This is a genomic window from Ornithinibacillus gellani (genome assembly GCF_003730295.1).
GTDB classification, from domain to species: Bacteria; Bacillota; Bacilli; order Bacillales; family Amphibacillaceae; genus Ornithinibacillus_A; species Ornithinibacillus_A gellani.
The window spans coordinates 15,239-29,018 of the sequence record NZ_QTSZ01000009.1 but is presented as its reverse complement, the minus strand read 5'-3'; the positions used below and the strand labels follow the sequence as shown (position 1 = coordinate 29,018).

General features: G+C 39.3%; 16 protein-coding genes and 1 riboswitch. Of the genes, 9 read left to right on the top strand and 7 right to left on the bottom strand.

From position 1 onward, the window contains the following. Positions 1 to 92: 92 nt before the first annotated feature. Both DX933_RS18340 and DX933_RS18690 read left to right on the top strand, forming a co-directional pair. Positions 93 to 254, top strand: a complete 162-nt coding sequence (locus tag DX933_RS18340) for a hypothetical protein (RefSeq protein WP_190279382.1) — start codon at positions 93 to 95, stop codon at positions 252 to 254. Then, a complete protein-coding gene (locus tag DX933_RS18690; protein ID WP_263363164.1) occupies positions 251 to 373 on the top strand; it encodes a hypothetical protein in 123 nt (40 codons plus the stop codon). Before DX933_RS18340 ends, DX933_RS18690 begins: the two co-directional genes overlap by 4 nt. Here the strand turns inward: DX933_RS18690 and DX933_RS02540 are convergent. Further along, complete coding sequence (locus DX933_RS02540) at positions 366 to 1,274, bottom strand: LysR family transcriptional regulator (RefSeq protein ID WP_223805850.1); 909 nt, start codon at positions 1,272 to 1,274, stop codon at positions 366 to 368. The genes DX933_RS18690 and DX933_RS02540 overlap by 8 nt on opposite strands. Positions 1,275 to 1,483: 209 nt before the next feature. Between DX933_RS02540 and DX933_RS02535 the strand changes: the two genes are divergently transcribed. The 3 genes from DX933_RS02535 to DX933_RS02525 all read left to right on the top strand — a co-directional run bounded on the left by DX933_RS02535 (position 1,484) and on the right by DX933_RS02525 (position 4,625). Continuing rightward, positions 1,484 to 2,893, top strand: a complete 1,410-nt coding sequence (locus tag DX933_RS02535; RefSeq protein WP_123314915.1) for an SLC13 family permease — start codon at positions 1,484 to 1,486, stop codon at positions 2,891 to 2,893. Between the two features lie 36 nt (positions 2,894 to 2,929). Further along, on the top strand, positions 2,930 to 3,700 hold the full coding sequence (locus DX933_RS02530) for an SDR family NAD(P)-dependent oxidoreductase (protein WP_123314914.1): 771 nt from the start codon (positions 2,930 to 2,932) through the stop codon (positions 3,698 to 3,700). A 352-nt stretch (positions 3,701 to 4,052) separates the two neighbouring features. Beyond that, the gene (locus DX933_RS02525; RefSeq protein WP_123314913.1) at positions 4,053 to 4,625 is read left to right on the top strand and encodes a hypothetical protein; all 573 of its coding nucleotides are present in this window, start codon (positions 4,053 to 4,055) and stop codon (positions 4,623 to 4,625) included. 147 nt (positions 4,626 to 4,772) lie between these two features. Here the strand turns inward: DX933_RS02525 and DX933_RS02520 are convergent, their stop codons facing one another. Beyond that, complete coding sequence (locus tag DX933_RS02520) at positions 4,773 to 5,231, bottom strand: hypothetical protein (protein ID WP_123314912.1); 459 nt, start codon at positions 5,229 to 5,231, stop codon at positions 4,773 to 4,775. 179 nt (positions 5,232 to 5,410) lie between these two features. On the opposite strand from DX933_RS02520, the gene DX933_RS02515 reads away from it, so the two are divergent. Beyond that, positions 5,411 to 6,361 (top strand): cation diffusion facilitator family transporter, encoded by a 951-nt coding sequence (locus DX933_RS02515; protein ID WP_123314911.1) that lies wholly within the window; start codon positions 5,411 to 5,413, stop codon positions 6,359 to 6,361. Positions 6,362 to 6,522: 161 nt separating this feature from the next. Then, entirely contained in the window at positions 6,523 to 7,308 is a 786-nt protein-coding gene (locus DX933_RS02510; RefSeq protein ID WP_123314910.1) for an ABC transporter ATP-binding protein, read from the top strand. Positions 7,309 to 7,377: 69 nt separating this feature from the next. On the opposite strand, the gene DX933_RS02505 is transcribed toward DX933_RS02510, so the two are convergent. From DX933_RS02505 to DX933_RS02485, 5 genes are read right to left on the bottom strand one after another with little or no spacing between them, the layout of a single operon-like run. Next, a complete protein-coding gene (locus DX933_RS02505) occupies positions 7,378 to 7,806 on the bottom strand; it encodes a DinB family protein (RefSeq protein WP_123314909.1) in 429 nt (142 codons plus the stop codon). A gap of 18 nt (positions 7,807 to 7,824) precedes the next feature. Next, positions 7,825 to 8,337: a PNPOx family protein gene (locus DX933_RS02500; protein WP_123314908.1), complete on the bottom strand. Its 513-nt coding sequence runs from the start codon at positions 8,335 to 8,337 to the stop codon at positions 7,825 to 7,827. A gap of 21 nt (positions 8,338 to 8,358) precedes the next feature. Further along, positions 8,359 to 9,141: an ABC transporter ATP-binding protein gene (locus DX933_RS02495; RefSeq protein ID WP_123314907.1), complete on the bottom strand. Its 783-nt coding sequence runs from the start codon at positions 9,139 to 9,141 to the stop codon at positions 8,359 to 8,361. Continuing rightward, the gene (locus tag DX933_RS02490; RefSeq protein WP_123314906.1) at positions 9,141 to 10,127 is read right to left on the bottom strand and encodes a FecCD family ABC transporter permease; all 987 of its coding nucleotides are present in this window, start codon (positions 10,125 to 10,127) and stop codon (positions 9,141 to 9,143) included. Before DX933_RS02490 ends, DX933_RS02495 begins: the two co-directional genes overlap by 1 nt. Before the next feature lie 18 nt (positions 10,128 to 10,145). Next, positions 10,146 to 11,150, bottom strand: coding sequence for an ABC transporter substrate-binding protein (locus DX933_RS02485; protein WP_123314905.1), 1,005 nt, complete (start codon positions 11,148 to 11,150; stop codon positions 10,146 to 10,148). Positions 11,151 to 11,581: 431 nt separating this feature from the next. Next, a riboswitch (SAM riboswitch) is annotated at positions 11,582 to 11,685 on the top strand. Positions 11,686 to 11,791: 106 nt separating this feature from the next. Between DX933_RS02485 and DX933_RS02480 the strand changes: the two genes are divergently transcribed. Together DX933_RS02480 and DX933_RS02475 are read left to right on the top strand one after the other, a co-directional pair. Beyond that, positions 11,792 to 12,550: a cyclase family protein gene (locus DX933_RS02480; RefSeq protein ID WP_123314904.1), complete on the top strand. Its 759-nt coding sequence runs from the start codon at positions 11,792 to 11,794 to the stop codon at positions 12,548 to 12,550. Positions 12,551 to 12,583: 33 nt separating this feature from the next. Then, positions 12,584 to 13,696 carry a 5-methyltetrahydropteroyltriglutamate--homocysteine S-methyltransferase gene (locus DX933_RS02475; RefSeq protein ID WP_123314903.1) on the top strand — a complete coding sequence of 371 codons (1,113 nt, stop codon included), beginning with the start codon at positions 12,584 to 12,586 and terminating at the stop codon, positions 13,694 to 13,696. Positions 13,697 to 13,780: the final 84 nt, after the last annotated feature.

Below are 13,780 nucleotides of genomic sequence, written 5' to 3'. Positions count from 1 at the left end.
GGTGGAATCATTGCCAGGTTCTACATAATGAACGAAAGGATTGTTTGCGAAATGATAGCAAATTGTTTATCACCGTAGAAAAGGTGGAGAAGATGTCCAAGTATCAACATGCATATGATCTATATGAAAGAATGCGAACAAATCACTCACATTCAGCCGCTATTCAATCGCCAAAGGGAGTAAATCATATGTCTATCGTTCCTGAGGTAATTAGTGAGGCTTTGCGTTTTATAAACGAAGGAGGAAACAAATGAAGAAGGGATTAGATGACATTATTTTTTCCTTATACGTTTCAGTTTCACGTAAAACACATGCCTATACCGCGGGTGCAGCAATATTATATGATGAATTCTATTCATTAAGGATCACGTAATGCTTTGAAACTGTTTTTTAGCTATTGAAATAAATGCTTCCGCTACAGGTAATAGCGTATCATTTTTGCAATAACTAATAACAATATGACTTTTAAACTTTGGATCTTTTAATGGATATAAGTTTGCTTCAATAGATAAAGCCATACTTTCAATCACACATTGAGGCACGATTGTTATGGCCACCCCGTTGTTAGCGAGACGCAGTGAATTCTCTGCATTGGTTGTTTCCAATACGATTTTTGGGTGTATATTGTATTCTGAAAAAACTTGGTTGGTAAAACGACGTAGTCCCAAACCAGGCTTTGCTAGAATAAATTTCTCACCATCCAATTGAGAAGGGTCAAATAAATCCTGATTTGTTTGATCCTTTTTATACATGGGATGATTAGATGGTATGACAATAAAATTGTATTCCTCGTATAGATAGTCATACATGATGTCTGGATTTGTAATCGGTAGTGAGTTCAGACAAACGTCAATGTGGTTTTGAATTAATAGGTTCTCCAATGTTTCGGTTGCCTCTTCAACCAGTTCAATTTCAACGCCGGGATATAGCTGCATAAAGTGTGGTAGAAGTTGATATAGCGTATAAGTCGCTAAGATAGGACTAACACCTATTTTTAGACGTCCCCTTTTTAAATTGGAAATACCTTGCATTTCATGTTGCATCTTTTGAACAGTATTCTCCACTTTATTCATGTAATAAAGATATCTTTCACCAGCGTATGTCAATGTGACAGGTGTGGTTTTTCGATTAATGATTTCAACACCAAGCTCTTGTTCCAGGTTTTTAATGAATTTACTTAAATATGGCTGTGATATATATAGTGCCTTTGCTGCATGTGAAATATTACCGTAATCAATGATTGCTTGTACATATTCTCTGCTCAAGTCTTTCAATAGGCTCCCCCTCCTTTTAGGAATTGATATTCAAAAATAACCCTTTCTTTTCCCAATAATTAATGGATTATAACCAACTAGTTATCAATATCATAGCGAAATTAGTATTACTAATATTGTACAATTTGTGACATAATAATTTTTGTTGCACGTCAAAAGCAACTGTACAGTTGACTTATTTAATTTTATCAAAGGGTGGGGAGAATAGCATGGGCGAAGCATCGAATGCCGTTAAAAATACCAATCAACATTTATTCTTAAAATATTTAATTGTTCTTGTTCCACCGGCGATTGTTTTTCTGATTCCAACTTCAGAATCATATACGCATGATATGAAGATATTTTTTGTTATTACATTGGTTGCCATATTATTGTGGGCGCTTGAACTTATTAATCTCATTATTGTGGCATTGGTTCTTCCTGTGGCTTTTATATTAAGTGGTATTGCTACACCAAGTGATGTATATGCACCATGGAGCCAGGATTTACCTTATTTAGTTTTAGGTGCATTGATTCTATCAGCGGTCTTTGAAGAATCAGGCTTAATGAAACGGCTTGCATATTGGTTTATTTTACGTGGTGGCGGTACGTACAAGGGTATTATTTACGCGTTATCCACCTCAGGGTTTATCATTGCTTTTTTGGTTCCAGGTTCACTGGCAAGAATTGCGTTATATGCCGGAATGACGTTTGGTATTATTAAAGCTTTGGGCTTAAAGAAATTTTCCAAGGGCTCTGTTGGGCTTTTGTTTGGTGCATATAATGCCGCTGTTACAGCTTCATTTGTCAGCTTAACAGGCGTTGAGCCGATGTTGGTTTTCAATAGTCAATTGGAAAGCATCGGTATTGATGGGGCATCTTGGTTACAATACGTACTTCACAATGTACCAATAACTATTATTTGGACTTACGCTATGGCCTTTGCCATTACCAAAATGTTCAAGGTTGAAGAAGAAATCGAAAGTAAGGATTATTTTAAAGAGCAATATAAAAATCTAGGAAAGCTAACAATACAGGAGAAAAAAGTATCTGTTATTCTCTTCATTTTAGTATCCCTGTTGGCAACAAGTTCCATACATGGGATAGCATTAGGGTGGATTTTTATTGGCGTTACATTTGTCTGCTTCTTGCCCGGCATTAATTTAGCGGATAATACAACAATGTCTAAAACGAATTTTGGTATGATTTTCTTTATTACCGCTACAATGGCGATTGGTCAAGTATCAACTGTAGTTGGCGCAGGTAAATTCATTGCACAATCATTGTTTCCGCTAATGTCCATGGGAGGTACATTCTACACTGTTATTGCTACCTGGGTACTATCAGTAGGGATAAACTTTGTGTTAACACCATTTGCTGCCTCGGCAACGATGGCCATACCATTGGCGGAACTGTCCAATACTTTGGGAATTAGTCCATTGCCATTGGCCTATTCCTTTGTACATGGTTTGTACCAATTGTTATTACCATATGAATCTACACTACCATTGCTTTTATTTAGTTATATGGCAATGTCGTATAAGCAGTTTTTGAAATACTTTTCAATTCAAATGGTATTAAACGTTGCGTTTATTGCAATTATAGCAATTCCATATTGGTATCTGATTGGGTTGCTTTAATAAATTGAAAGTTATTGAGGGAAGGATGAATCACTTATGTTGGATATGTTTTCATTAGAAGGTAAATTAGCGATTGTTACTGGCAGTGCAAGGGGCATTGGTCAATCTTATGCGGTTGGACTTGCCAAGGCTGGAGCGACGTTGGTTTTAGTTGATATTTTGGAAGATAATCTTAAGGAAACTGCACAGTTAATTAAAGATGAAACAGGTCGTGATTCAAAAACGTATGGAATTGACGTGACAGATAGTGCAAAAATCAATAGCATGGTTAAGGAAATTATAGCGGAGTATCATAAAATTGATATTTTGGTTAATAATGCTGGAATTAATGCACCTAAACCCTTCCTCGAAGTTACTGAGGATGACTGGAAAAAAATAGTGGGTGTCAATTTAAATAGTCAATTTCTAATGTCCCATGCTGTAGCAAAGGAAATGGTTAAACATAATTATGGAAAGATAATCAACATGGCATCAGTAGGTGGTTTCATGGCCTTAAGTGATACTGCACCATACAATGCTAGCAAAGGTGGCGTATTACAGTTAACAAAAACAATGGCAGCTGACCTTAGCCAATACAAGCTAAATATCAATGCCATTTGTCCGGGATTTATTGATACTGGTCTATTGAAACCATCGAAAAGTCGCGATCAACGTTTACAAAAAGTAATGGATAATACGCCACTCAATCGATTGGGGAATCCGAATGATCTTGTTGGTGCGTGTATTTTCCTCGCTTCTGATGCATCAAGTTATATGACTGGAACACAAATCATTGTTGATGGCGGAATGTCTGCTGTCGCTATGTAAAAAGACTATACTTATAATCAACTACCTTATTCTCGGGTAGTTGATTTTTTTCATATGGATAAAATCATCCAGGTTTTGTAAATGATATTGAAATTGCCAATGGAATAGAAATGTGTTCATATTTTTTTGCGAAATATACGAAGCTGACCAGTACAAAAAGTGAGGTCGTACATATTGCAGTGAAACAAATGTCGTTCATACTAAAATGTTTAAACGATGCAGCAGGATTTCTTTTATTTCTGAAGCATGTATGGTATTTACCCTCCTGAAAATTGAATTTTTCCAATCAAAGCGCAACTTATCTATAATCATGTTATAATGCGGATAAAATGAGAGGAGCAGGGGTGTATACATGGCAGGAGGTTATCTATTTGACCGTTCTTTATTAACATTTTCTATTAATCAGACGCATGATTATGAACAAAAGCACAAGGAAATGAAGGTCTATACGCCAAAAACGGAACAGGAAGGATTTTTTAAACCAAAGGAGATTAGCGAATACTTAGGGGTGACGTGTGATGTTGGGTTTGCAAAAGGAGAAAGTAATGCGTTCATGAGCTATCTTCATCCTAATCAAACAGCTATCCTATCGATGTACTCTAAATGGTTAAAGGCCTTTCGCCTTTCCAGCGATGAAGTGGAAGGAAATCAAATCATGGAGCCATATGATTATTTTGAGTGCTTATGGAATCGTGTCAGGAATTTGTTTGATCATCATGGTATTACAAACGAAAAATTGCTGCAGCTTCAGCAAATGTATCCGCACCCAATCACATGGGAATTTAACCTATTCTTTGTGGAAAACGAACCTTTGTACGGACATCTATCCTTGGAAAATCTAAGATTTATAGTCGATTTGGAAGCTGAATTCAATATATATCGGGCTGGAAAAGCAGAAAAATTACTTCTATCCATAGTTTTGTAGGAGCGAATCAGTAATTAGAACGCTCCTTTTTTCTTCGTATTTATCACAGATTAACTGGCTGTAAGACCCCGACTTCCAGAACTTTAGTTGATAACAAGAATTGTAAGTGGGGGAAGTGCGCAAACCCCCACTGATTGAAGTTTCACTTTATCCCACTGTGAATTGTGGAGTTACCAATTCCACATAAATAGATCGATCTATTTTACGGAAGGTTTCAGCAAATTGAAGCCGCTCCTTTTTGGGAATAACAGTAGTAGGTATCTTGGCGTACAGTTTGTTTTCACCATCTTCTTTTATATAAAGGTGAAATTCATAATACGTTGATGGCACATAAGCGCCATAGGTTCTTTTTTCTGCTAAATATATACGTGAAATGGCGTTAACTGGGATTTTATGTATGCTAAATAGCGTGTGATAGATGAGCACTTGATCTGTGATGATTATTTTCATGCGTAAATCTTTAATGATTATCAACAGTTGGATAGGTAGTACAAGCTTCATCAATCCATAATCGAAAAAAAAGTAAATACTAATTGCAATCGCCGCAGCAATTCCATGTTTGATAAATAAAGACTTCCTGCTTTTTCGATACGTTTGTGCCTCCACTTTTACCTCTCCTTTGCAGCGATTATATTATATCCCTAGTATACAGGAAGTGAATTTATTTTCATTAATGGGTCAATCCTGGTCATTGACAAAGAGGTTCATTCTGTTTAATATATGAACATATAGTCATATATTAAATTTATCAAACTGCGAGCATAGACATTTAGGGAGGTTTGGCAATGGGACAGGAGCATGGACATAATCACACGCATGGTGCGAACAAAAAAGTATTGTTGATTTCATTTATCATCATCACCGCTTATATGATTGTGGAGGCAATTGGTGGTTTTTTAACCAATAGTTTGGCTTTATTAGCAGATGCGGGTCATATGCTAAGTGACTCGATTTCCCTAGGGATTGCATTGATTGCATTCAAACTGGCAGAGAAAGCTGCTAGCGAAACGAAAACATTTGGTTATAAACGATTTGAGATTTTAGCTGCTGTCTTAAACGGTGTTACCCTGGTTGTCATTGCCTTATACATTTTTTATGAAGCTATGAAAAGATTGATGCACCCTCCTGAAGTTGCTACAACGGGGATGCTTATTGTGAGCACCATCGGTTTGATTGTAAATATAGTAGTCGCTTGGATCATGATGCGTGGTGGAGATGTAGAAGAAAACTTAAATATGAAAGGCGCTTATTTGCATGTCATGAGTGATATGCCTGGATCTATCGGAGCCATCGTAGCGGCGTTATTAATGATGTTCTTTGGCTGGGGATGGGCAGACCCAATGGCAAGTGTCATTGTTGCCGTGCTCGTGTTACGAAGCGGATATTTTGTGGCGAAGTCTGGCTTGCATGTACTGATGGAAGGGACACCAGCAAATGTAGATATGCAAGCAGTGATAGATATCATGACAAAAAAGAAAGAAATCATTGGTGTGCATGATCTACATGTTTGGTCCATTACAAGCGGGCTAAATGCATTTTCCTGTCATGCAGTTGTCGACGGATCGATGACCATTTTAGAAAGTGAAGGGCTGCTTCAGGAGATAGAGCATGCATTGGCACATCAGCATATTCATCATGTGACGATTCAATTGGAAAGCCCTGCTCATCAGCATGATGACTCTATTCTTTGCCAGCTGAAACCGGGGCCCGGTGATGGACATCACCATCATCATTAACATGTATAGCATGAAATCCGTTGAATTCCGATTCAACGGATTTTGCTTTTTTCACGGATTAACTGGCTGTAAAACCTCCACTGATTGAAGTTTCACTTGATTGTTTTCATTTTATGTTAGAAGATAGTCAAATATACTTTATTTGGTGGGGAGGCAGCGTTTTGAAGCAAATTATTTCGATGCAACAGGTGGGTTTGAAAAAGGAAGGAAAATGGATACTGGATCAGATTGACTGGCAATTCAACGCAGGAGAACAATGGGTCATTCTTGGGTTGAATGGTTCAGGAAAAACGGCATTATTAAATACGGTGATGGGTTATCATTATCCTACAACAGGTCAGGTAGAGGTGCTTGGTAACACGTTTGGCCGGGTGAATTTGCCACAATTGCGTACTCGAATTGGTCTTGTTAGCAGCTCTGTAGACAGATTTTCGCAAACCTTAAATAAGGAGACAGTAGAGCGGGTTGTAGTAAGTGGTAAGTACGCTTCCTTTGGTCTGTATAAGGATGTATCGGCTGCCGATTGGGAGCGGGCAGACCAGGTGTTGGAACAGCTGCGATTATCCTATCTTCGTGGTCAGCGTTATGCTACCTTGTCGCAAGGGGAACAGCGCAGGGTATTGATAGCCAGGGCATGGATGAGTGCTCCGGAGGTATTAATTTTAGATGAGCCTTGTACAGGATTGGATATTCGTGCTCGTGAGGAGGTGCTTGCATTAACAGAGAAAATTATGGAGGCAGGCTGTCATGTGATTTATGTAACACATCATATGGAAGAGTTGCTGGATCAGATGACACATGTATTGTTGCTAAAGCAAGGAAAGGTGCTGGCCGCCGGTGAGAAGCATGATGTATTAACAAATGAACTGCTCCAAGCAGCATATGAAGTGCCAGTGCAGGTGCATTGGAATCATGCCCAGCCATCCTTGACAATCAATCGAAATTGATACAGAAAAAATCCTGTGTTTTATATACGACACAGGATTTATTGTATGCTAGATGTCAAAACGTTTGGCTTATTCTTTACTAGCTTCTTCGGTAAATTCTTTTTTGATTAAAGCAATTTGACCTGCGTGGATACCAGCATGATACATAAGCCTGCCAATTGCCCCAGATGGGGTGGAGGTGCCCATAGGCGATTCAATTGGGGTATTCCACTGATCTTCGGGCATTGCTTTCATCGCGTCTATCAAATGTTGATTGGAAGCGGCTAACAGTTCCAATATTTCAGGTAATGTTTCAGTGGTTGGCAGATTGGCAGGCTTCTGTTTGTCGAAAAACCATTCCGCAAACATATACTCCACCTCTGCTGTATGCTTGAGCAAATCTCCAATACTCATTGCGCCTAGCTTCCACGTTAACGATTGCTCATTTAAACCAGTTGCCATCTTCGTAAATCGCTCACGAAGTGCATTCCAAATAGGTGCTACTGCTGTTTCATACAATTATTTCCACACTCCTATTTATGATGATTTTACTTTATTGTTTTTATCTACAACGACATGCTTGAATACGTCTGCATGGATGTCTACATCAAAGGCTAATCCAAAACCGACAACATATCGTCCCAGCTCTGGAGTTAGCTCAAATAAGGAAAAATCCAAGCCTCGCAAAACATCCATCAGACTTGCTTTGAAATTGTCATTGAATAGCTGAAAAATATCATCATGGCCATCATTGCCAATGTTTTTAGGTGTACATCTCCAGCGAACACGCTCTGTTGCAAACGGATTTTTGGTTGTTGCTTCATCTGCTACTAGAAAAGCATCGATTTTATCACTGTTTTCGATATATCGGTAATGGTCTGCAACCTGACTAATATAGATATATAGCTTACCATCCTTTCTTACAAATGGTGCGCAGCTGGTGAAGGGGTTACCTTCTTCATCCAGCATATTTAAAATTAAGTTATTTCGACTTGCTGCAAATTGAATATACTTTTCTTTGTATTTTTCTAGATCAATTTGTTTTGCCATCGTACATTCCTCCTTCAGTATTTAGGATCTTGCAGTTTGTAATAAGTGAATGCGCGGAATACGGTCGCGTAAGCCGCAATTGATTTCGCAATCCATTCGATACACCTGTCGAACCATCTTAGTGGTCATGACTTGATCGGGTGTACCTTCCATTGCTTTTTTTCCATCCTTTACAACAATGATTTGGTCGCTATATCGTGCTGCTTGGTTTAAATCATGCAGCACCATCATGACTGTCATGCCCATCTCTTTGTTTAATTCACGTACCAATTCAAGCACTTCATGCTGATGTGATATATCAAGGTAGGTGGTCGGTTCATCTAAAAGCAATATTTTAGGTCGTTGTGCTAATGCCATTGCAATCCATGCTCGTTGGGATTCCCCACCGGATAGGGAGGTAACCCTGCGCTCTTGATATGCTGATAAATGCGTCTTGTCAATGGCCCATTGAATAATGTCATGATCATCATGATTTAATTTCTCAAACCACTTTTTATGTGGGTATCTACCAAATGAAACGAGCTCATAAACAGTCATATCGGCCGGTGCTAGGTTTTTTTGACTGAGCATGCACATTTTTCGAGCCGCTTGTTTTGCGGTAATTGATTTTAAGTTGATACCATCTAATTCGACTTTTCCTTTAAAATAGGATAGCTGTCTGGATACGGCCTTTAATAGCGTCGATTTTCCGGAGCCATTTGGTCCAATGATGGAAACCACTTCGCCTTCTTTCACTTGGAATGAAAAATCATGGATAATTGTCTTTTGATCATAACGAATGGAAATAGAGTCGACTGCAAACATTAGAATGCACTCCTTCTCATTAAATATAAAAAGTAAGGGCCACCGATGACTGCCATTAATATACCGGCGGGGATTTCCATTGGTGAAAATAGGGTTCGGCCTCCTGTGTCGGCTATTAATAACACCAAAGCACCTAATGCCATACTCATCGGCATTAAATATTTGTAATTGGAGCCAACTAAAAACCGAGCCATATGCGGTACGATGAGACCGACGAATCCAATCATACCAACAGCTGCTACAGATACAGCTGCCAGAAATACAGCTAAAATAGACAGCAGGATTCTGATTCTATTGACATTCTCACCCAGGTTCATCGCTACTTGGTCCCCCATGCGGATCACATTCGTTTTGCGAATAGCAAAGATGGAAGCAATCCAGCCAATAATGGAATAAGGAAGTACCATGAGCAGCGCTTGGTTTCCTTTTGCTGCTAAACTACCATTTAACCATTGCAGGGCGGAGGGTAAACGATCACTAAACATGATGGATAAGTATCCAACACCACCTCCGCACATGGCATTTACAGCAACCCCCGCTAAAATAATGGTGATTGGTGAAATGCCATTACGTCGCCAGGCTAACATGTATACAATCGCTGCCGCTAGTATGCCACCAACAAAGGCTGCAAGTGGTACAAATTGTGTGTACTCTGGCATGACGAGCATGATAATCAGGACAAATACTGCTGCCCCACTCGTAACGCCGGTGAGGCCAGGATCTGCCAGTGGATTCCCCATGACTGCTTGTAAAATTGCCCCGGAAATAGCGATATTGGCGCCGATAATTAAGGCAAGCAGGACACGTGGAAGTCTGATATTTAAGATAATTGTATGGTTAATTGTGTCAGCGTCTGGGTTAAACAGCGTATGTAAAATCTCAGGGATAGGGATCGATACACTTCCGAGTCCTATTGCAATCAGCCCTGCTGTAAGTGCCAGTACAAAGGTTAAGACGGCTATGACCCCGCCGCGTGATTTAATCATTTCTGGTAAACCTCTCTCTTATTCAAAAAAGTAATCTGCAATGCCAGTTAATGCTTTTTCTACATGCTGAATCGATGTAACACCGAATACTTCATAATCTAGAATGTGAATTTGGTCATTCTTATAGGCAGAAAGCTTTGTCCAAGTATCGTTATTCTCTACCTCTTTTTTAAACATGTCTTCGGATGCGCCGTGGTCACCAGAAGCAAGTACGAGAATAATATCAGGGTCAGCAACAACAACATCTTCCATGTTAATTGGAGAATACGTTTCTGTTGCATTCAAGGCTGAAGCTGCAATATTTTCTGCGCCAAGTGTGTCAATTAAACTGCCAAGATACGATTTCTCACTCATGACCATAAAGGAATCAGCTGTACCAATGACGAGCATAACACTTGGCAATTCTTTGTCTTTACCTCGTTCGGCTAGTTCTTGTTCTTTCTCAGCAATGCTTTTGAGCTTCGCATTCATTTCCTCTTCTTTTTCAAAATAAGTTCCAAGTGCTTGAAAGCTGAGTTTCAGATCATTAAATGAATCCGTTGGTAAATAGGTAGGGTCTAGGTCGATGCCATCCAAGTTTTCATCTAATGTGCTTTTGAGTGATTCTGCACCCAGAATGAGATCTGGATCTAAGCTTGTAACGACTTCCAGGTCAGGCTGCATGGGTGAGCCAATTTGGTCGATTGCTTCAAAGTTTTTTGGTAGTGGATTTGTGGAGGTTGGTACCCCGACAGGATCAACACCTAGGATATCCAGCATTTCAGCAATAGGGACAGAGGTTGTAATGATACGCTCTGGCTTTTGCTCCGGAAACTGGGCAAGCAATTCCTCCAGCTTTTTTTCATCTACCCCATCTGTTGGTTCTGTGCTATCATCATTCGCTTCATCCGCTGATTCCACTGCAGCTGAAGTATCTTTATCTGCACTTGCACCCTTTCCAGATGCATCATCTGTATCTGAAGAACATGCTGCCATGAATACCATGGCCAGCACCATAAATATTCTAAACCAATACTTCTTCATTTGATTTCCCCCAATAATATGTATTGTAAATGTAGATAGGAATAATTGAGAATGATTTTCACTATCAACGTAATGATAACCGTTATCATTCTCAATTGTCAACAACCTATTTAGAAAATGTTTCGACAATTGATGGCGAAAACAAATAATATAAATGCTGTTTTGACAATGTTTTTCGTGGACATCACAAAATTTATCCTTGGAAAAGTGTGTCTTTCATTCTCAATTAGGCAGACATAAGTTCGTCACATGAAAGTGAATTTTTTACAAATAAAGGTTGTTTAGGAAGAAAAATGAGGTGCTAAATCACTTCGATAAAAAAGAACATTATCGGTAAATGAATCAATGTTTTAAAAATAATTTTAAAAGTTCTTGACTTTCCTAACAAATGATTGTAATCTATTATCTAATCAATTAAATAATTCAAATTTTTCTTATCCAGAGAGGTGGAGGGACTGGCCCTTAGATACCTCGGCAGCAGACTTTTTTATAAGTACTGTGCCAATTCCAGTAGCGTAATGCTTGAAGATAAGAAGAGAATTTTAGCGATGGTGCCAAAGCCTCTTCTTATTATTTTTATAGTAAGGAGGGGCTTTTTATTTTGTCCGTGAAGTACGAATTATAATGGGGAGGGGTACGGAATGTCGGTACAAAAACAAAAGGTTACCAATGAATTATTTGAGGCGATTGAAATATTGAAGCAAAAGGAGTGGGTGGATCTTACCCATACGTTTGGACCTGAATCACCACATTTTGCAGCGTTTGAGCCTGCATCGATTGATACGCTGTTTGACCATGATGATGGTTTTTTTGCACAACGTTTTTCATTCCCGGGGCAATATGGGACCCACATTGATGCACCAATTCATTTTGTACGGGATACAAGATATTTGGAGGAACTGGGTTTGAAGGAGCTTGTGTTACCACTTGTCGTTATTGACCGTTCAAAAGAAGCAGCAGAAGATGCGGATTTCACCTTAACAGTGGATGAAATTAAGAAATTTGAAGCGGAGCATGGAGAGATTGAAGCAGGAACCTTTGTAGCGTTACGGACAGATTGGAGTAAGCGCTGGCCGGATAAAGATGCGTTCAATAATAAAGATGCCGATGGAAATAATCGTATTCCTGGCTGGGGATTGGATGCATTGAAGTTTCTATTTGAGGAACGTGGGGTTCGTGCAGTTGGCCATGAAACGTATGATACCGATTCAGCAATTGATTTTTTGAAAAACGAGGCGTTGCTTGGTGAGTATTATGTGCTGGAGCAGGATACATATCAGGTGGAGTTACTGAAGAATCTGGATCAGCTTCCGGCAAAAGGTGCAGTTATTTTTAACATCGTACCGAAGCCCGAGAAAGCATCCGGTTTTCCAGTACGGTCATTTGCAATATTGCCATAAAAAATATAAAAAAATAGAAAGAAGGAAACGAACATGACAAACACAATTACAGCAACTAAAGCGCCATTTCGCGCAGATCACGTAGGAAGCTTATTACGACCGGAGCGTCTGCATGAAGCGAGAAAAAATTTAAAAACGGGAAGCATTTCTGCAACGGAATTACGTACAATAGAAACAGAAGAAATTAAACGTATTGTGGATAAACAAATTGAGGCTGGGCTGGAGCTTGTTACAGATGGTGAATTTAGAAGATCATGGTGGCATTTGGATTTCCTGGAGCATTTAAATGGTTTTGAAGGCTATGTACCTGAGGCAGGTTATTCCTTCCATGGTGGTGTAGAAACAGAGCGATATAATGTCCGTAACTCGGGAAAGATTTCATTCTCCAAGGACCATCCATTTATTCAGGATTATAAGGAATTTCACGAAATTGTTGGCGGGCGTGCCGTAGCAAAACAAACCATTCCAAGTCCAAATCAATTATTTCATCCGGAAATTCGTAATGTGGAAATATATCCAACAGTAGAGGAATTTGCAGCGGATATTATCCAAGCCTATCGGGATGCACTTCAAGCATTTTATGATGCGGGGGTACGTTATTTACAGTTGGACGATGTGTATATTGCGGGATTGTCTTCTACTACCATTAAATTCGATAGTGATGAAGATCGTCAGGCAGCGATTGATCTTGCGTTAGAAGTGATAAACGGCGTATTGGAAGGGAAACCAGAAGATTTAGTTGTTACTACGCATTTATGTCGCGGAAACTATCAGTCTACTTGGGCGTTTGAAGGCAGCTATGAATGGATTGCGCCTACGCTTTTAGCGAAGGAAAAAGTAAATGGATTCTTCCTGGAGTATGATGACGAACGTTCTGGAGACTTTCAGCCGCTAGCTCATATTCCAAAAGGCGGACCACGTGTTGTATTAGGTGTATTCACATCAAAAACTGGGGAGCTGGAGGATAAAGATGCGATCAAAGCGCGTGTAGCGGAAGCCGCGAAATATGTACCTTTGGATCAGTTGTGTATCAGTCCACAATGCGGTTTTGCTTCGACGCATCATGGCAACAAGCTAACAGAAGAAGAACAGTGGAAAAAACTCGCATATATTGTAGAGGTTGCAAAAGAAATTTGGGAAGATTAATATTGGAAAGAAGAAACATTCGGCTTATAGGAGCCGGATGTTTTTTTCTTTTGACTGGCGAATTTTTCGAATAGTATATAGGAT